Here is a 16,949-nt window from a genome sequence, read left to right as displayed (position 1 = left end):
TGGTAACGTTCGTGGTCACCGTCAACTCCATTGCACAGGGGGACACATGCTCGTCAAGCGCGCCATGCTCACCGGCGCCGCGGCAGCCGTCGCCGTCATTTTTCCTTTGACCGCCTCGCCCGCCTGCGCCGCGGGTTCGCAGGACACCCTGCACGTCGACACGGCCTGGGGCGAGGCCACCGGTTACTACACCTGGACCAGCCCCTGGTCGATCAGCCCCCTCAAGCTGCACCTGCAGGACCAGAAGTCGGACGGCCACAGTGTCGGGGTGCGGGTCATCACGAACAGCCACAACCGGGGCGTCACCTACTGGACCATGCACAAGGTGACCGGGGGCTACCTGTCGTCCGACGGCTGGGACACGTACGTGAAGTTCGAGGATCACGACAACATGTCCTCGGCCAGGATGCAGATGTGCCTCCTGGAGAAGGACGAGATCCTCTCCTGCGGTGAGGACGTGTCGAACAACCCGGGCAATTGGGACAACAGCTGACCGAGTTCAAGCGTCCGGGCCGGTGTCCGCGGACACCGGCCCGGCGTCGTCTCCGGTTTCCGGCGGGCGGTGGTCCGGCAGTGCGGTGAGCGACCGCGCAGAGGCCCGGTCCACCGCTCGGGTCTCCGCATGGCGCCCGGAGCGCGCGCGCCGGGTTTGGCAAGTCGAGCCCACGGCGGCGATAGTCTCCCGGTGACCTCAGCCGCCGACCTGTCCCGCCCCTCCCGCCGCCCTTCCTGGGCGGGCCGGAACTACAGCCTGCTGACCGCCGCCGCGGTCGTGACCAACCTGGGCGGCCAGGGTGCCCTGATCGCCTCGGCGTTCGCGGTGCTCGGCACGGGCGGCGACGGGGGTGACGTCGGCCTGGTGGCCGCGGCGCGCACCCTGCCGCTGGTGCTGTTCCTGCTGATCGGCGGAGCGGTCGCGGACCGGCTGCCCCGGCACCGGGTGATGGTCGCGGCCAACGCCCTCAACTGTGTGTCGCAGGCGGCGTTCGCCTTCCTGGTCCTCTCCGGTGAGGCACGGCTGTGGCAGATGATGCTGCTGTCGGCGCTCGGCGGCACCGGGCAGGCGTTCTTCAACCCGGCCGCCGAGGGCATGCTGATGTCCTCCGTCCGCGGGGAGCAGGCGAGCCGCGCGTTCGCGATGTTCCGGATGGCGATGCAGGGCGCCGGCCTCGGCGGCGCCGCCCTGGGCGGCGTGCTGGTGGCCGTGATCGGACCGGGCTGGGTGCTCGCCGTGGACGCGGTGGCGTTCGCGGTCGCCGGTGCGCTGCGTTCGTTCCTCGACGTCGGCCACATACCGCCGCGTGAGCCCGGCGGCGGGCTGTTCTCGGATCTGCGCGACGGCTGGCGCGAGTTCGTCGCACGGCCCTGGCTCTGGGCGATCGTGGCGCAGTTCTCCGTCGTGGTCGCGGTCGTCGGGGCCGCCGACGCGGTCTACGGTCCGCTCGTCGCCCGGGACAGCCTCGGCGGCGCGGGGCCCTGGGGGCTGGCGCTCGGCGCGTTCGGCGCCGGAACCGTCGGCGGCGCGTTGCTCATGACCCGCTGGAAGCCCCGTCGCCTGCTGTTCGCGGGCACGCTGTGCGTCTTCCCGCTCGCGGCGCCCGCCGCCGCCCTCGCGGTGCCCGTGCCGGTGGGACCGCTGTACGCCGTGATGTTCGTCAGCGGTCTGGCGATCGAGGTGTTCGGTGTCTCCTGGATGACGGCGCTCCACCAGGAGATCCCCGAGGACAAGCTCTCGCGGGTCTCGGCGTACGACTGGTTCGGGTCGATCGCGATGGTCCCGCTGGCCACGGCGCTGGCGGGTCCCGCGGAGCAGGCCTTCGGCCGGACATCCGCGCTGTGGGGCTGCGCGACGCTGGTCGCGGTGGTCACGGCGGCGGTGCTGTGCGTGCCGGACGTCCGGAATCTGACGCGGCGGACCCGGCCGGTGGCACAGGGCGCTCCCGCTCCGGCACATGGCGCTCCCGCTCCGGTGCCGGGCACGGGGCTCGCGTCAGCCGATGCCGAAGGCTCCGCCGGGCGGCTCGGGTGACGGCACCGCGTCCTCGTCGCGCACCGGAGCCGCCCCGCCGATGAAGTGCCGCAGTCCGGGGCCGTGTTCGACCCGGGCCGGAAAGGCGTCGGCAGCGGTACGACGGGCCAGCGCGGCCGTGTCGAGCGGGCGGTGCGAGGCAACCAGGACGGCGTTGCCGAAACGCCGGCCGCGCAGCACGCCGGGTTCGGCGATGAGGGCGATCTCCTCGAACACCGTGGAGAACGTGGCGAGTTGGGACCGGAGGAAGGCGAACGGCGCCGCGTCCGCGAGGTTGGCGAGGTAGACACCGTCGGGGCGCAGCACACGCTCGGCGGCGCCCGCGTAGGCGGTGGATGTCAGGTGCGCCGGTACCCGCGAGCCGCCGAAGACGTCCGCGATCAGGATGTCCGCGGTGCCGGGCGCGGCGGCCTCGATCCAGTTGCGGGCGTCAGCGCGGTGCAGTTCGATGCCCGTGCCGTCGGGCACCGGCAGACACTCGACGATCATCTCCAGCAGTCCCTTGTCCGCCTCCACCACGTCCTGCCGTGAGCCGGGTCGGGTGGCCGCGACGTAGCGGGGCAGGGTGAGCGCCCCGCCGCCGAGGTGCAGCACGTCCAGGGCGCGTCCCGGTTCCGTGACCGTGTCCAGCACATGCCCGAGGCGCCGCGTGTACTCGAACTCCAGGTGGGTCGGCTCGTCGAGATCGACGTACGACTGGGGCGCGCCGTCCACGGTCAGCAGCCACGCCCGCTCGCGGTCCACGTCGGGCATCAGCTTGGCGGTCCCGTGATCCACGGCCCGCGTCACGGGTATCGGCTCGTCCACGGGTCCATTGTGCGGCACCGGCGACGGCACGAACGGGTGCCCGCCCTGTCATGGCGGGCACCCGCGTCCCCGTACCGGCAGGCCGTCGGCCCGACCGATGCACCGACCGGGCGACAACCGACCGGCCTCCCGCGCCGGACGTCAGCCGACCGACCTACGGGACCGGAGGTCAACCGACCAGACTCCCGGACCGGACGTCAATCAACCGACCTCCCGGACCGGACGGCGGCCGACCAGACTCCCGGACCGGGCGTCGACCGACCGGACCCCCGCGCCGGACGTCAACCGGCCGACCTACCGGTCCGGGCGTCAGCCGACCGATGTCACCGTCCCGGCGCCGACCGTCCGGCCGCCCTCCCGGATCGCGAAGCCGAGGCCCGGCTCCAGCGGCACCTCGCGGCCGAGCTCGACCGTCATCACGACGGTGTCGCCGGGCCGGGCGACGGCACGCTCGCCGAGGTCGACGTCGCCGACCACGTCCGCGGTGCGGATGTAGAACTGCGGCCGGTACCCGGTGGAGACCGCGGTCGTACGGCCGCCCTCGCGCGTCGACAGGACGTACACCCGCGCCGTGAAACGGCTGCTGGGTACGACGCTGCCGGGCGCGGCGGCGATGTGTCCGCGGCGGACCGCGTCGCGGGGCACACCGCGCAGCAGCAGCGCCACGTTGTCGCCGGCCTGCGCCTCCGCCATGGGCTTGCCGAACGTCTCCAGGCCGGTGACCACCGTGTCGACACCGGCGCCGAGCACCTCGACGCGGTCGCCGACGCGGATCGTGCCGCGCTCCACGGCACCGGTGACGACCGTTCCGCGTCCGGTGATGGTGAGCACGTTCTCGACCGGCATCAGGAACGGCGCGTCGAGATAGCGCTCGGGCATCGGCACGTAGGTGTCCACCGCGTCGAGCAGCGCGTCGATCGCCGCGGTCCAACGGGGGTCCCCCTCAAGGGCCTTGAGGCCGGACACCCGCACGACGGGTACCGCGTCGCCCCCGTAGCCCTGCGCGGAGAGCAGCTCGCGGACCTCCAGCTCCACGAGGTCGGCGAGCTCCTCGTCCGCCATGTCGGCCTTGTTCAGGGCGACGACGATGTGGTCGACGCCGACCTGCCGGGCGAGCAGCACGTGTTCGGCGGTCTGCGGCATGATCCCGTCCAGCGCGGACACGACGAGGATCGCCCCGTCGAGCTGGGCCGCGCCGGTGACCATGTTCTTGACGTAGTCGGCGTGGCCCGGCATGTCCACGTGCGCGTAGTGCCGGGTGTCGGTCTCGTACTCGACGTGCGCGATGTTGATGGTGATGCCGCGGGCGGCTTCCTCCGGCGCGCGGTCGATCCGGTCGAACGGGACGAAGGTGCCGGAGCCGCGCTCGGCGAGGACCTTGGTGATGGCGGCGGTCAGGGTGGTCTTGCCGTGGTCGACGTGACCCATGGTGCCGATGTTCAGGTGCGGTTTGGTGCGCACGTAAGCCGTCTTGGGCATGGCTGTACCTCGAAGCCTCTTCAGTGTCAGCGGAGCTGAGTGATGGCCCCGGCGCGCTCGGGCCGGGACGGGGACCCCCAGGAGTTACCGACCCTCCCCCTGCGGGGTCCGCCGGACAATCCGGGAAGGGTCAGCTTCGGGCGCCGTCGACGGCTGCCGTGACGATCGGGACGGCAGCCTTCGGCGCATCCGCGACCGCGGATGCTGCGAGGAGGAAGGCGTACCGGAACATGAGGAGATCATCGCCGACGCGTCCGCCCACGTCGAATGGTTTTCGGTGCCCTGTGGACGGGTTCGGTGCGGGCGCTACGGATGGTGCGGGCGGTGCGTCGGGAGCCCGCGGGGTACGGGGAACGGGGCCGCGTCCGCCACGTCAGGGGCCGATGTTCTTCAGCGCCTCGCGCACGGACAGCGGAGCGAGCCTCTCCCGCTCCGCGGCCACGAAGTCCCGTACCGCCCGCGGATCGGTCTTGGCGTACTCGCGCAGACACCATCCGATGGCCTTGCGGATGAAGAAGTCGGGATGGCCCGACCGGCGGACGCAGTACGCGAAGAGGCGTCCGGTGTCGGTGGCCTCCTTGTGACGGAGCTGGTGGAGCAGCGCGGTACGGGCGACCCACAGGTCGTCGTCCTCGATCCAGGCGTCCATGTCGGTCCGCAGCCGCGGGTCGGCCGCCACCAGGCCTCCCACCACGTGCGCGGCGAGCGGGTCGACGGTGTCCCACCAGGAGGCGGTGGAGACGAGGTGCCGTGCCACCGGCAGGAAGTCCGACGACAGGCGCGTCACGTGGCGGCGCAGGTAGTCGACGGCGAAGTACTGGTACTCGCGTTCCGGCAGCCGCCAGCAGCGCAGGGCGAGCGCCGCGCAGTCCGTCTCATCGGGCCGGGCGGTGTCCAGGAGCACCGTCCGGGACAGGACACGGCGCTGGGGCGTCGCCAGCCCGAGAAAGGGGGCGATGTCCTTCATGTACGCGCGCATCGACGCGGCCCGCCGGGGGTCGGCGGCCGTCGGATAGACGGTCGTGAGCCGTTCCAGGACGGTGTCCGCGAGGACGCTGTCCGGTGCCTCGAAGCACGCACCGGATGTTCCGGAAGCCGTGACGCCCATGAGACGAACCATACGGCGATCACATACGTACGTCGGCTAGTGTCACCGGAATGCTCGATGCCACCACCCGCTCTGGGGGCACCGCCACGGCCACTCCCCAGGCCGCCGCCACGGAGCTCACCGCCGCCGACCCGGTCGTGGGCACGGAGATCGCCGTCGCCGCACCCGCGGTCCTGACCGCCGCACGCACCGGCCTGCCCGCACGCTTCCTGAGAGCGCTGGTCTCGCCCTGGTCGCGGCTCTCCCTGCTGGTCGTGCTGCTCGCGGCGGCCGGGTCGAGCGTGCTCCTCCTCGATCCGCAGCGGCTGCTCGCCGACGGCTGGCCGCCCCAGCTCGGCGGCGCCGCGGCGGTTGTCGCGTTCGCCGCGGCGTACGGGATGTGCACGGTCGCCTTCGTCCCCAGACCGCTGCTCAATCTGGCGGCCGGAGCTCTGTTCGGCTCCCAACTGGGCCTGGGCACCGCCCTGGTGGGCACGGTGCTCGGCGCCGGTGTCGCCTTCGGCCTCGGCCGGATCCTCGGGCAGGACGCGCTGCGGCCACTGCTGCGGGCCCGCTGGCTGAAGGCGGCGGACGGTCAGCTCAGCCGGCACGGCTTCCGCTCGATGATGGTGGCCCGGCTGTTCCCCGGTGTGCCGTTCTGGGCCGCGAACTACTGCGCGGCCGTGTCCCGCATGGGCTGGCTGCCGTTCCTGGTCGCGACGGCGCTCGGCTCGATCCCGAACACCGCCGCGTACGCCGTCGCCGGTGCCCGTGCGTCGGCGCCGACGTCCCCGGCCTTCCTGATCGCGATGGCCTTCATCGCGGTCCCCGCCCTCGCCGGAACGGCGGTCGCCTGGCGCAAGCGCCACCACCTGCGCGGCCACTGAGACACCGCGCCGCGACGGGCGCACTCCCACCGGAATCCACGCCCGCCACGGGCCGCCTCCCTTCGGAATCCACGGCCGGCGCGGGCCGCACTCCGTCCGGAGTCCGCAGCCGCTACGGGCGCACCGCCTCCAGGATCATCGCGTTCGCCAGTCCGCCCGCCTCGCACATCGTCTGCAGCGCGTAACGGGCCCCGCGGGCGCGCATCGCGTGGACAAGGGTCGTGGTGAGGCGGGTGCCGCTCGCGCCGAGCGGGTGGCCGATCGCGATGGCCCCGCCGTGCACGTTGACCCTGGACAGATCGGCGCCCGTCTCCTGCTGCCAGGCGAGGACGACGGCGGCGAAGGCCTCGTTCACCTCGAAGAGGTCGATGTCGCCGAGGTCCAGCCCAGCCCTGCGCAGCACCTTCTCGGTGGCCGGGATGACGCCGGTGAGCATCAGCAGCGGGTCCGAACCGGTGACGGCGAAGCTGTGCAGCCGGGCGATGGGCCGCAGCCCGAGGCGTGCGGCGGTCTCGCCCGAGGTGATGAGCACGGCGGACGCGCCGTCGTTGACCGGGCTCGCGTTCCCGGCCGTGACCGACCAGTCGATCTGCGGGAAGCGCTCACCGAAACCCGGGTCGTAGTACGCGGGCTTCAGCCCGGCGAGTATCTCCGGGGTACTGCCCGGACGGACGCACTCGTCCCGGGTGACACCCTCCAGGGGCGCGATCTCGGCGTCGAACAGACCGCCGCTCCACGCCTCGGCAGCCTTCTCGTGCGAGCCGACGGCGAAGGCGTCCATACGCTCGCGGGTGATGCCCCACTTGGCTGCGATGAGCTCGGCGCTGATGCCCTGCGGCACCAGGCCCTCGGGGTAGCGCCCGGCGACCCCGGGGCCGAAGGGATCCGCGCCCGCCGGCACGTTCGACCACATCGGCACCCGGCTCATCGACTCCACACCGCAGGCCACGACCATGTCGTACGCCCCCGACATCACGCCCTGCGCGGCGAAGTGCACGGCCTGCTGGGACGAGCCGCACTGACGGTCCACCGTCGTCGCGGGGACCGTCTCCGGGAAACCCGCCGACAGCACCGCGTACCGCGTGGTGTTCATGGCCTGCTCACCGACCTGGTCGACGGTGCCGCCGATGACGTCGTCGATCAGCGCGGGGTCGATACCGGTGCGCTCGACGAGGGTGCGAAGGGTGTGGGCGAGGAGTTCCACGGGGTGGACGTGGGCGAGGGAGCCGTTCGGCTTGCCCTTGCCCACGGGAGTGCGTACGGCTTCGACGATCACGGCGTCACGCATGGGATGCCTCTCAGGTCTCTGAGGTCGGGGAACCGGCGACCGGACGGATCCGGCCTTCGAACCCGGTGAGTTTGATTTTCCAACTCTCCAAGTGACCCAAGAGTAACCCAGTGAGTTGGAACATCCAACCCACCTCCGTAGACTGGCCGCATGAAGGACCCTCGCCCCTGCTCGATCGCCGCGACACTCGCCCTCGTCGGCGAGAAGTACTCCCTGCTGGTCCTGCGCGAGGTGTCGCTCGGCGCCACCCGCTTCGACCAGCTGGTGCGCAACACCGGCGCCCCTCGCGACGTGCTGACGACCAGGCTGAAGCGACTCGTGGACGCCGGGCTGCTGGAGAAGGCGGAGTACAGCGACCGCCCCAGGCGCTACGAGTACCGGCCCACCCGGGCGGGCCTCGAACTGGAACCCGTCCTGCTGACGCTCATGGCGTGGGGAGACCGGCATCTCCAGGAGGACGGCTTCCGCCCCATGGTGCTGGAGCACACCTGCGGCCACGAACTGGTCCCCCAGGTGGTCTGCCAGGAGTGCGGAGAACGGGTCGAGCACGAGGATCTCACGGCACACCCCCAGGCCCCGGGCTGGACGGTGACCGGTCCGGCCGCGGCCTAGCCGCCGCCACCGGGGGACGCGAACGCAGACACAGACGCAGACACCGGCGGCGGGCGGCGGGCGGCGGGCGGCGGGCGGCGGGCGGCGGGCGGCGGGCGGCGGGCGGCGGGCGGCGGGCGGCGGGCGGCGGGCGGCGGGCGATGCTACGGCCTAGTCGGCCGTCTCGTAGACGTCGAGCCGTCCGCACATTCCGAACCGGCCCCGCACGGAAGGCCGTTCGGCCCGGACGATGGCCGCGGCGAGATGCGACGCGTCACCCCGCTCCAGCCGGTCGAGCTGGTCCCCGGTGGTCGCGGCGGCGGCCTCGGCGCCGCGCCGCCACCGGTCGCGCCACTCCGCGAGGCGTGGCCGCACCAGGGCGGCGGCGGCCCGGTGGAACGCCGCCAGCGGCGCGGGTCCGTCCGCGTCGCGCAGCGCGCCGTACCCCTCCAGGGCGAGGTCACGGCGGGCACGGGCGAAGCGTGCCCGCTCCTCCTCGGGCGCGTCCGCGGGGACGACGGTGGCCGCCGCGTAGGTGCCGGGATCGGTCAGGTACTCCGGAGGCAGGGTGATGACCGCGTCGCCCGCCTCCGGCAGGCCGTTGTTCTGCATGATCACGGTGATGCGCAGATCGCCGTCGTTGACGAGCCGGTGGATCGCGCCCGGGGTGAACCAGACCACCGCACCCGGCACGAGGGGCGTCACCCCGTACCCCGACGCGGTCAGCGTCTGGACCGAGCCGCGCCCGCCGGTGACGACGTACGCCTCCGAACAGGTCAGGTGCAGATGGGGCGTTCCGCCGCACACACCGTCGGCCGCGGGCCAGTCGTACACCCGCAGACGCGACACGGCCACCGCGCCCGGAAGCCCGGGGAATCCGGGAGGCTCGGCGCTCACCAGGGGTGCTCCGCAAGGTACTTGACGATGTCCTCGCGCTCCCAGGACCCGTCGGCGACGACCACCCGGTAGCGGCGGGTGAGTGTGTCGCCGGGCGCGAGTTCCAGTTCATCGAAGAAGGCCAGGGACGGTGCGACCGCGGCGAAGGGTTCGTTGCGCACGAACCAGTGGGCCGGGTGGGCGCCCCGCGACCCGTCGTGGTCGTTCTCGGGCGCGTGCGCGAAGACGAGGGTGGCGTGACCGTCCCGGCCGTCGTGCTCGCCCGAGTACGCGAGCCAGGGAGCCTGTCGCCCCATCAGGTCGGGCCCCTCCGATTCCGGTCCGACGACCCGCCCGTCCCGGAAGCCGCGCGGTCCGCGCCAGAACAGGCCCGTGTAGCCCGCCATTCGGCGCCCCGCGGTGGTCGGACTGCCGAAACGCAGCGGCTCCGCGCGGCGGTTGGTGACGGCGGTGGTCCAGGTCAGCGCCCAGGAGCCCGCCCCGGGATCGACGTCGGACACCTCGATCCGGCGCGTCTCCTCGGCCCACGGCTCACCGCTGTACGGATGCCAGGTGAGCCGCTCGGAGATGACAGCGTCGCCGCCCTCCGCGACGAGCTCGTCGAAGGCGACATGCTCCATCGACCCGACGCGCTCCGGGAGTTCGAGATACCCCTTTCCCGGGACGTAGGTGTTGCCGCCCCACAGGTTCTGGCCGGAGAGGTGCGAGGCCGTCATCTGGAGACCCTTGTGCCAGCGGTGGTCGTTCGGGCGGTAGTCCGTGACGACGTCGCCGGCCAGCGTCCGCAAGGGGTGCAGGTAGGGCTTCGGGGACTCCCAGGCGGCTTCCGGTCGGTAGACGTAGTTCAACAGCTCGACGCCGGTGGAGACTTCCCTGATCGCGACGCGCTCCCCGTGCGTGTGGACGATCCGCAGGGCTGACCCCGACAGCTCGCTCATGCCCTGGCCTCCGCGCCCGCACTCGTACGGGCGGGCTCGGCGGGCGCCCAGCCGGGAGCGCCGCCGTGCAGCGCCGTGTAGTACGGGTCCCCCGGGCCGATCTCCCCCGCGCGGACGGTCGTGTCCGTGAACGCCGACTTGTAGAGCGCGGTGATCAGTTCGAGGCTGGTCCGCCCGTCGGCGCCACTGCCGCGCGGCCGTTCGCCCGCGCGCATGCTCGCGACGAGATCCCGCAACTGCGCGAGGTGCGAACTGGGCACGTCCGCGCCGAAGTCGCGCCAGGCCGCGGCGTCCGCATCCGGCACGCCGGGCGCCGGGGTGATCCGCCAGTCGTCGTTGCGGTGGCCGTACAGGTGGGTGAGTTCGACGGTGGCGCGCTCGCAGTCGACACGGATGCGGCTGACCTCGTCGGGGCTCAGAACGCTGTTGACGACGGTCGCCAGGGCGCCGTTCGCGAAGCGGACCAGAGCGGTCGAGACGTCCTCCGTCTCCACGTCGTGCACCAGACGGGCCGCCATCGCGCGCACCTCGGTCCACGGCCCCAGCAGTTCCAGGAGCAGATCCATCTGGTGGATACCGTGCCCCATCGCGGGCCCGCCGCCCTCGGTCGCCCAGCGGCCGCGCCAGGGGACCGCGTAGTAGGCGGCGTCGCGGTACCAGGTGGTCTGGCAGTGCGCGACGAGCGGCCGGCCCATGGCCCGCTCCGCGATCAGGCGCCTCACGTGCCGGGCGCCCGAGCCGAAACGGTGCTGGAAGACGATCGCGGCGTACGGCCCGCCGTCGGTGCCCTCCGCCGCCCGGACCGCGTCGAAGTCGGCGAGCGTCGGCACGGGCGGCTTCTCGCACCACACCCACGCTCCCGCCCGCAGGGCCGCGACGGTCTGCTCCCTGTGCAGAGTGGGCGGGGTGCAGACCGCGACCAGATCGGGCCGCCGCTCCTCCAGCATGCGGTCCAGGTCGGTGTACGCGTGCGGAATGCCCGCACGGGCGCAGAACTCCCGTACCGCGCCCTCGGCGACGTCCACCGCGGCGACGATCTCCGTCTCGCCCTCCTCGGCGAGCCGGGCGAGTGCGGGGTGATGACTCCCCCGGGCGATGGCACCCGCGCCGACGACGGCGACCCGGACACGGCGGCCGTCGAGGGGTGTGCGCGGTGCGTGCCTCGTCGAGGCCCGGGAGTCGTTCGCGGTACGGGATGCGGTCATCTACCTGATCAGCGCTCCATCGGACGTGAGGTCGGACAACGGCCCGCGCCTGTCGCCACCGGCCGGACGCGTCCCGCGGACCGAACGCGCACCGGTCGCAGCAAGCGCTTTCCCGCCGCTGCAACGTAAGCCGGGGCCGGGCGGCGGGTCAACACCCCGGTCACCGCGCGGTCACGCCCCGCAGCCCCCGTGGCCGGGCCCTCGCACGCGGAGGTTAGGCTGCCCTCAGTGCCCGCGATCACCCCGCACCGCGGTCCGGCGCGCCCGTCTCCCAGCACCTGCTCACCGGCTCCAGCTCCCTTCCCGTCCCCCGTCGCCGACCCCATCTCCCTTTCCACGATCAGCACTTGGACGACGTAACTTCATGTCTTGGTTTGAATCCCTCATCCTCGGACTCGTCCAGGGGCTGACCGAATTCCTTCCCGTCTCCTCCAGCGCGCATCTGCGGCTCACCGCGGCGTTCGCGGGCTGGCAGGACCCCGGTGCCGCGTTCACGGCGATCACGCAGCTCGGTACGGAGGCGGCGGTCCTGATCTACTTCCGCAAGGACGTGGGGAGGATTCTGTCGGCGTGGTTCCGCTCGCTCGTGAACAAGGCGATGCGCGGCGACCAGGACGCGAGGACGGGATGGCTCGTGATCGTCGGCTCGATCCCGATCGGGGTGCTCGGGATCACGCTCAAGGACCAGATCGAGGGACCGTTCCGCGATCTCCGGGTCACCGCCACGATGTTGATCGTGATGGGCGTGGTCATAGGCGTCGCCGACCGGCTCGCGGCACGCGACGAGACGGGCGGCAGACACCGGGCGGCCAAGCAGCGCAAACTGCTTGAGGACCTGAACACCAAGGACGGTCTGCTGTACGGCGCCTGCCAGGCGATGGCCCTGATCCCCGGGGTCTCCCGCTCCGGCGCCACCATCAGCGGCGGCCTCTTCATGGGCTACGGCCGTGCTGCGGCGGCCCGTTACTCCTTCCTCCTCGCCATGCCCGCCGTCCTCGCCTCCGGCACCTTCGAACTCAAGGACGCGGCGGCGGAGGGCCACGTCTCCTGGGGGCCCACCCTGTTCGCGACGGTCATCGCCTTCGCGGTCGGCTACGCGGTGATCGCCTGGTTCATGAGGTTCATCTCCCACAAGAGCTTCATGCCGTTCGTCTGGTACCGGATCGCGCTCGGTTTCGTCATCATCGGGCTGGTCGGCACCGATGTGCTGAGCCCGCACGCCGCCGAATCCGCCGGCTGAACCGGCCGTTCGTCCGCGGGGACGGCGCTGTAGGCCGTCTGGCCGAACACTTCTGCGGACTTTGGTGATGCGTTTTAGCGTGGTCTCCCCGACTGAAGTGAAGGTGGATCATGCCGAAGGAACCGACGCTGGGCCGCTTGGGCACGGAGGCGCGCAGTGTGAAGTTCCCGGACGGCAGTCGCGGGATCATCCTGGTCAAGGCGGGAATCCCGCAGGACGAGGCGGACGCGCTCGCGGCGCGCGTGTGGGCCGAGCGTGCGGAGGCGAGCGCGCCGAAGGGCTGAGCCCGCGACAGAACCCCGGATCGCCCCGGGCGGGTTCGAGCGCGTCCGCCCGACGCCGTTCCGCGTCGCTCCCGCGTGCGTCCCGACGGCTCTCACGCGTGAACGCGGACCGGGGCTCGCGGCGGGGCCGCTCGTCGGCCGCTGTCCCGGGGCAGCGCCGCCACAGGGACAACTTGCGCCCGGGGAAAGGCAGTTCGGCACACCGCGGAGTACCGGCCGGATCCGCCGTGACGAAGCACATATGGCTTGAGTAGCCGCCCGGTAGCGCAGTGTCAGTCCTTGCGCCTAGGGTGGTGCTCATGTCCCCCGATGTCACTCCGCCTGGTTCCGTGCGGTCTGCTGCCGCGTTGAACGAACAGATCCGCGCCCTGTGGACGCGGACGGGCGGCTCCCTGTCCGCACAGGAGCGGGCGGAGTACGAGCTGTTGGTCGTGAAGTGGGCCGAGGCGATACGCGGCGAGATCATCGAGGCGGCGTAGGCCCGTCCGCGGCTCCGGAGCGCCCTGACCGAACCGCCCGCCCGACCACCGCGGGAACCGGCGACGACGACGTGCCCGTCCGCCGCGAGCGGTGTACCGGTCATGGCCGCGAGCCCGCGGCTGCCGCTCCTGACGATCGTGACCCGCCCGACACCTAATATCCCCGCACAGCCCTTGGCGTGGCAGGCCAGGTGGCCAACACTGAGCCGATGACGCAGCGTGTGGAGCTCGCGACCGTGCTGGACCGGTTCGCCGTGGACGAGATCGTCACCGCGTACGCGGTGGCAGTGGACGACGGCGACTGGGGGGCGTACCGGGGGCTGTTCACGACTGAGGGCCGCGCCGACTACCGCTCGGCGGGCGGCATCGAGGGCGACGCCACCGCGGTCGCCGGATGGCTCGCGCAGAGCCTGGAACTGTTCGCGATGCGCCAGCATCTGATCGTCAACCGGCGCCTGCGGTTCGGCGTCCTGGATCAGGACACCGGCGACACGGCCCAGGTGCAGGCGGACTACATCAATCCCATGCGGTTCGCCGGCCAGGACGGCGAGTCCACCGCGCCCGACCTCGTGTGCGGTGGCCGGTACGCCTTCTCACTGCTGCGCACGAACGACGGCTGGCGACTGAGTCGGGTGGTCGTCCAGGAGAAGTGGCGCCGGCTGCCGCAGCCCCGGCACACGCCCGCGACCACCTGACCCACCCGCGCGGGCACGCACCCGTGAACACCGTGCGCGCCCCGGCGTCGGCACACACCCGTGGACCCCCTGAGAGCCACCCTGCCGACTCCCACCCGTGAACACGGGGCCCGCCCCCGCGGCCTGGGGCGCTTCCCGGCCGGCGCGCCCCCGCCGGTCCCGATGCCCCCTGTCGGAGATCGCCGGCGACGCGCACACTGGAGGGACCACGGGGCAGGGAGGCGACGGATGAAGAGGCCCGACCGTGTACTCGGCCCATGGCTGGTCTCCCCTCGACGGCGCGGTGTCGTCGCCACGCTGGCGGGAGCGCTGCCCATGCTCGCCTTCCCCGCCCCTTCCTGGTGGTGGTTCGCGTACGTGGCGCTGGTGCCCTGGATCCTGCTGGCCCGCTCGGCCCCCACGGGCAGGCGTGCCGCGTACGACGGCTGGCTCGGCGGGTTCGGTTTCATGCTGGCCGTCCACCACTGGCTGCTGCCGAGTCTGAATGTCTTCCTGGTGGTCATAGCGGCGCTGCTCGGCGCGCTGTGGGCCCCCTGGGGCTGGCTCGTCCGGCGGTTCCTGGCCGGAGTGCCCTCACCGGGCCGGGTCGGTGCCGCCCTCCTCGTCCTGCCGTCGGGGTGGCTGATGGTGGAACTCGTCCGGTCCTGGCAGGGACTGGGCGGTCCCTGGGGTCTGCTCGGATCCAGTCAGTGGCAGGTGGAGCCCGCGCTGCGGCTGGCCTCGGTCGGCGGGGTGTGGCTGCTCAGCTTCCTGGTGGTGGCGGTCAACGTCGCGGTCGCCGTGCTGGTCTCGGTGCGCGAGTCCCGTATGCCCGCCGTGGCCGGACTGGTCGCGACCGCCGCCGCGACCTCGGCGGCCTGGGTGTGGTCGCCGCGTCCGGAGGTCGACGGCCGGGTGCGGATCGCGGTCGTACAGCCCGGTGTCGTGGACGGCAGCACGAGCGGTGACAAGCGCTTCGCGCGCGAGGAGGTACTGACCAGGCAACTCGCCGGGCAGGGCGCCGACCTGGTGGTCTGGGGCGAGAGCAGCGTCGGCTTCGACCTGGCCGACCGGCCCGATCTGGCGCGCCGCGTCACGGCGCTGTCCCGCGAGGTCGGCGCCGACATCCTGGTGAACGTGGACGCGCACCGCTCCGACCGGCCCGGCATCTACAAGAGCTCGGTCCTGGTGGGGCCACAGGGCCCTACCGGCGACCGCTACGACAAGATGCGGCTGGTCCCGTTCGGCGAGTACGTGCCCGCGCGTTCCCTGCTCGGCTGGGCCACCTCCGTCGGCAAGGCGGCGGGCGAGGACCGCAGGCGGGGCACCGAGCAGGTGGTGATGAACGTCGGACACGGGCTGCGCGTCGGCCCGATGATCTGCTTCGAGACGGCTTTCCCCGACATGAGCCGCCATCTCGCCCAGGACGGCGCCGAGGTGCTGGTGGCCCAGTCCTCGACGTCGACGTTCCAGCACAGTTGGGCGCCCGAGCAGCATGCCTCGCTCGCCGCGCTGCGCGCCGCCGAGACCGGCCGCTCCATGGTGCACGCGACACTGACGGGCGTCTCCGCGGTCTACGGCCCGAGCGGTCGGCGCATCGGCTCCTGGCTCGGCACGGACGCGAGCAGCGCGGTGGTCTACGAGGTTCCACTGGCCCGGGGTGTCACCCCGTACGTCCGGTTCGGCGACTGGCCGGTGCACGGCGCCCTGCTGGTGATGGCGGCGCTGTGCGTGACGGAGGGAGCGCGCGCGTTCAGACTGCGGCGGACCGCTCCTGAACCGCTCGTACCACCCGCTCGCACAGCTCATGAGTCGCCAGCGCGTCCCGGGCGCTGAGCACCTTGCCCGCCCGCACCGCGTCGAGGAACGCGAGGACCGCCTGCTCGATCCCGCGCTGTCTGGCCACCGGCACCCAGTCGCCGCGCCGTCGTACGGTCGGCTGCCCCTTGTGGTCGATCACCTCGGCGAGGTTGACCACCTGGCGCTTGGTGTCCTGACCCGACACCTCGAGGATCTCCTCGCTCGAACCGCTCAGCCGGTTCATCACACCGAGGGCCGTGAATCCGTCTCCGGCGAGCTGGAGCACGACGTGGTGCAGCAGCCCGCCCTCGGCACGGGCCCGCACGGTCACGTCGTCGACCGGGCCCGGCACCAGGAACCGCAGGGTGTCGACGACGTGGATGAAGTCGTCGAGGACCATGGCGCGGGGCTCCTCGGGCAGCCCCGTGCGGTTCTTCTGCATCAGGATGAGCTCGCGCGGATGCTCGACGCACTGGGCGTAGGCGGGCGCGTGACGCCGGTTGAAACCGACCGCGAGGCTGACGTTCCGCTCCTCCGCGAGGCGTACCAGCCGCTCCGACGCGGCGAGCTCGTAGGCGAGGGGCTTGTCGACGTACGTCGGTACGCCCGCCTCCAGCAGCCGCGTGACGATCTCCGGGTGGGCGACCGTGGCAGCGTGCACGAAAGCCGCGCCGAGGTCCTGGGCCAGCAGGTCCGTCAGGTCGGTGTGGCGCTGCGCCCGCGGCAGGTGGAGGCTGTCGGCGATCCGGTCGAGTGTGCTGGGCGTCCGCGTCTGCAGATGCAGTTCGATCCCGGGCTGCACGCCGAGCACCGGCAGATACGCCTTCTCCGCGATGTCGCCGAGTCCGATGCAGCCGACCTTCACCAGGGTCTCCTTCAGTCGCAGAGCGGGTCCCGTCGGAAGCATACGGCCGTCGCCGCGACCGCCGTCCGGTGATGCCGCCTCGGCCGCGCGGCACGAGCCCGGGCTCGTCCCGGCCGAGGCGGGGATCGCCGTACCGCGCAGGGTGACCACGGCGTGGGCGCTCCCGCTGTTCGTCCGGGCCGCCCGGAGGGCCTTCCGGGCGATGGCGGCCGTTCGAGTCCCCGGTACGCGCCGTGGGCGCCCGGGACGGCCGACCGGGCCGGTCCGGATGGGTGGGCCGGCACGACGGTGTCCCCCGGCAGCCTGTCAGCTCGCCGACGTCCGTGCCCGCCGGAGGGGCGGAAGGATCACCCGTGCGGGGCATCCTGTGCCTCTCCGCTCCCCCAAAGCGGTCGGGAA

17 protein-coding genes are annotated in these 16,949 nt (G+C 72.4%); 9 read left to right on the top strand and 8 right to left on the bottom strand.

The window, feature by feature from the left end:
- Positions 1-46 precede the first annotated feature (46 nt).
- Together OHT01_RS33360 and OHT01_RS33355 are read left to right on the top strand one after the other, a co-directional pair.
- Positions 47-493 carry a hypothetical protein gene (locus tag OHT01_RS33360; protein ID WP_328556818.1) on the top strand — a complete coding sequence of 149 codons (447 nt, stop codon included), beginning with the start codon at positions 47-49 and terminating at the stop codon, positions 491-493.
- 192 nt (positions 494-685) lie between these two features.
- Positions 686-2,029 (top strand): MFS transporter, encoded by a 1,344-nt coding sequence (locus tag OHT01_RS33355; RefSeq protein ID WP_328556817.1) that lies wholly within the window; start codon positions 686-688, stop codon positions 2,027-2,029.
- Here OHT01_RS33355 and OHT01_RS33350 read toward each other — a convergent pair.
- The 3 genes from OHT01_RS33350 to OHT01_RS33340 all read right to left on the bottom strand — a co-directional run bounded on the left by OHT01_RS33350 (position 1,991) and on the right by OHT01_RS33340 (position 5,423).
- Complete coding sequence (locus OHT01_RS33350; protein ID WP_328556816.1) at positions 1,991-2,836, bottom strand: spermidine synthase; 846 nt, start codon at positions 2,834-2,836, stop codon at positions 1,991-1,993. The two genes, OHT01_RS33355 and OHT01_RS33350, sit on opposite strands and share 39 nt — an antisense overlap.
- Before the next feature lie 309 nt (positions 2,837-3,145).
- Entirely contained in the window at positions 3,146-4,315 is a 1,170-nt protein-coding gene (gene tuf, locus OHT01_RS33345) for an elongation factor Tu (protein WP_328556815.1), read from the bottom strand.
- 373 nt (positions 4,316-4,688) lie between these two features.
- Positions 4,689-5,423: a DNA alkylation repair protein gene (locus tag OHT01_RS33340; RefSeq protein WP_328556814.1), complete on the bottom strand. Its 735-nt coding sequence runs from the start codon at positions 5,421-5,423 to the stop codon at positions 4,689-4,691.
- A 50-nt stretch (positions 5,424-5,473) separates the two neighbouring features.
- Here OHT01_RS33340 and OHT01_RS33335 point away from each other — a divergent pair, with 50 nt between their 5' ends.
- Complete coding sequence (locus tag OHT01_RS33335) at positions 5,474-6,289, top strand: TVP38/TMEM64 family protein (protein WP_328556813.1); 816 nt, start codon at positions 5,474-5,476, stop codon at positions 6,287-6,289.
- Positions 6,290-6,401: 112 nt separating this feature from the next.
- Here the strand turns inward: OHT01_RS33335 and OHT01_RS33330 are convergent, their stop codons facing one another.
- Positions 6,402-7,577, bottom strand: a complete 1,176-nt coding sequence (locus tag OHT01_RS33330; RefSeq protein ID WP_328556812.1) for a thiolase family protein — start codon at positions 7,575-7,577, stop codon at positions 6,402-6,404.
- A gap of 150 nt (positions 7,578-7,727) precedes the next feature.
- Here OHT01_RS33330 and OHT01_RS33325 point away from each other — a divergent pair, with 150 nt between their 5' ends.
- The gene (locus tag OHT01_RS33325) at positions 7,728-8,189 is read left to right on the top strand and encodes a winged helix-turn-helix transcriptional regulator (RefSeq protein ID WP_328556811.1); all 462 of its coding nucleotides are present in this window, start codon (positions 7,728-7,730) and stop codon (positions 8,187-8,189) included.
- Between the two features lie 150 nt (positions 8,190-8,339).
- Here the strand turns inward: OHT01_RS33325 and OHT01_RS33320 are convergent, their stop codons facing one another.
- The 3 genes from OHT01_RS33320 to OHT01_RS33310 are packed head-to-tail and all read right to left on the bottom strand — an operon-like array spanning position 8,340 to position 11,208.
- Positions 8,340-9,068: a cupin domain-containing protein gene (locus OHT01_RS33320; RefSeq protein WP_328558355.1), complete on the bottom strand. Its 729-nt coding sequence runs from the start codon at positions 9,066-9,068 to the stop codon at positions 8,340-8,342.
- Positions 9,062-10,003: a PmoA family protein gene (locus OHT01_RS33315; protein WP_328556810.1), complete on the bottom strand. Its 942-nt coding sequence runs from the start codon at positions 10,001-10,003 to the stop codon at positions 9,062-9,064. The genes OHT01_RS33320 and OHT01_RS33315 overlap by 7 nt, the downstream gene beginning before the upstream one ends.
- Complete coding sequence (locus OHT01_RS33310; RefSeq protein ID WP_328556809.1) at positions 10,000-11,208, bottom strand: Gfo/Idh/MocA family protein; 1,209 nt, start codon at positions 11,206-11,208, stop codon at positions 10,000-10,002. The genes OHT01_RS33315 and OHT01_RS33310 overlap by 4 nt, the downstream gene beginning before the upstream one ends.
- A gap of 364 nt (positions 11,209-11,572) precedes the next feature.
- Between OHT01_RS33310 and OHT01_RS33305 the strand changes: the two genes are divergently transcribed.
- From OHT01_RS33305 to lnt, 5 genes are all read left to right on the top strand, one after another.
- Positions 11,573-12,448, top strand: a complete 876-nt coding sequence (locus OHT01_RS33305; protein ID WP_328556808.1) for an undecaprenyl-diphosphate phosphatase — start codon at positions 11,573-11,575, stop codon at positions 12,446-12,448.
- A 110-nt stretch (positions 12,449-12,558) separates the two neighbouring features.
- Positions 12,559-12,732, top strand: a complete 174-nt coding sequence (locus OHT01_RS33300; protein ID WP_328556807.1) for a hypothetical protein — start codon at positions 12,559-12,561, stop codon at positions 12,730-12,732.
- Between the two features lie 299 nt (positions 12,733-13,031).
- On the top strand, positions 13,032-13,211 hold the full coding sequence (locus OHT01_RS33295; protein WP_328556806.1) for a hypothetical protein: 180 nt from the start codon (positions 13,032-13,034) through the stop codon (positions 13,209-13,211).
- A gap of 209 nt (positions 13,212-13,420) precedes the next feature.
- Entirely contained in the window at positions 13,421-13,906 is a 486-nt protein-coding gene (locus tag OHT01_RS33290; RefSeq protein ID WP_328556805.1) for a nuclear transport factor 2 family protein, read from the top strand.
- Between the two features lie 228 nt (positions 13,907-14,134).
- Positions 14,135-15,721: an apolipoprotein N-acyltransferase gene (gene lnt / locus OHT01_RS33285; RefSeq protein ID WP_328556804.1), complete on the top strand. Its 1,587-nt coding sequence runs from the start codon at positions 14,135-14,137 to the stop codon at positions 15,719-15,721.
- Here the strand turns inward: lnt and OHT01_RS33280 are convergent.
- Positions 15,639-16,550 (bottom strand): Gfo/Idh/MocA family protein, encoded by a 912-nt coding sequence (locus OHT01_RS33280; RefSeq protein WP_328558354.1) that lies wholly within the window; start codon positions 16,548-16,550, stop codon positions 15,639-15,641. The two genes, lnt and OHT01_RS33280, sit on opposite strands and share 83 nt — an antisense overlap.
- Positions 16,551-16,949 lie beyond the last annotated feature (399 nt).

The organism is Streptomyces sp. NBC_00358 (genome assembly GCF_036099295.1).
In the GTDB taxonomy this organism is placed as follows: domain Bacteria; phylum Actinomycetota; class Actinomycetes; order Streptomycetales; family Streptomycetaceae; genus Streptomyces.
Note: the sequence above shows the minus strand (reverse complement) of the source record. Positions and strands in the feature narration are given on the sequence as shown.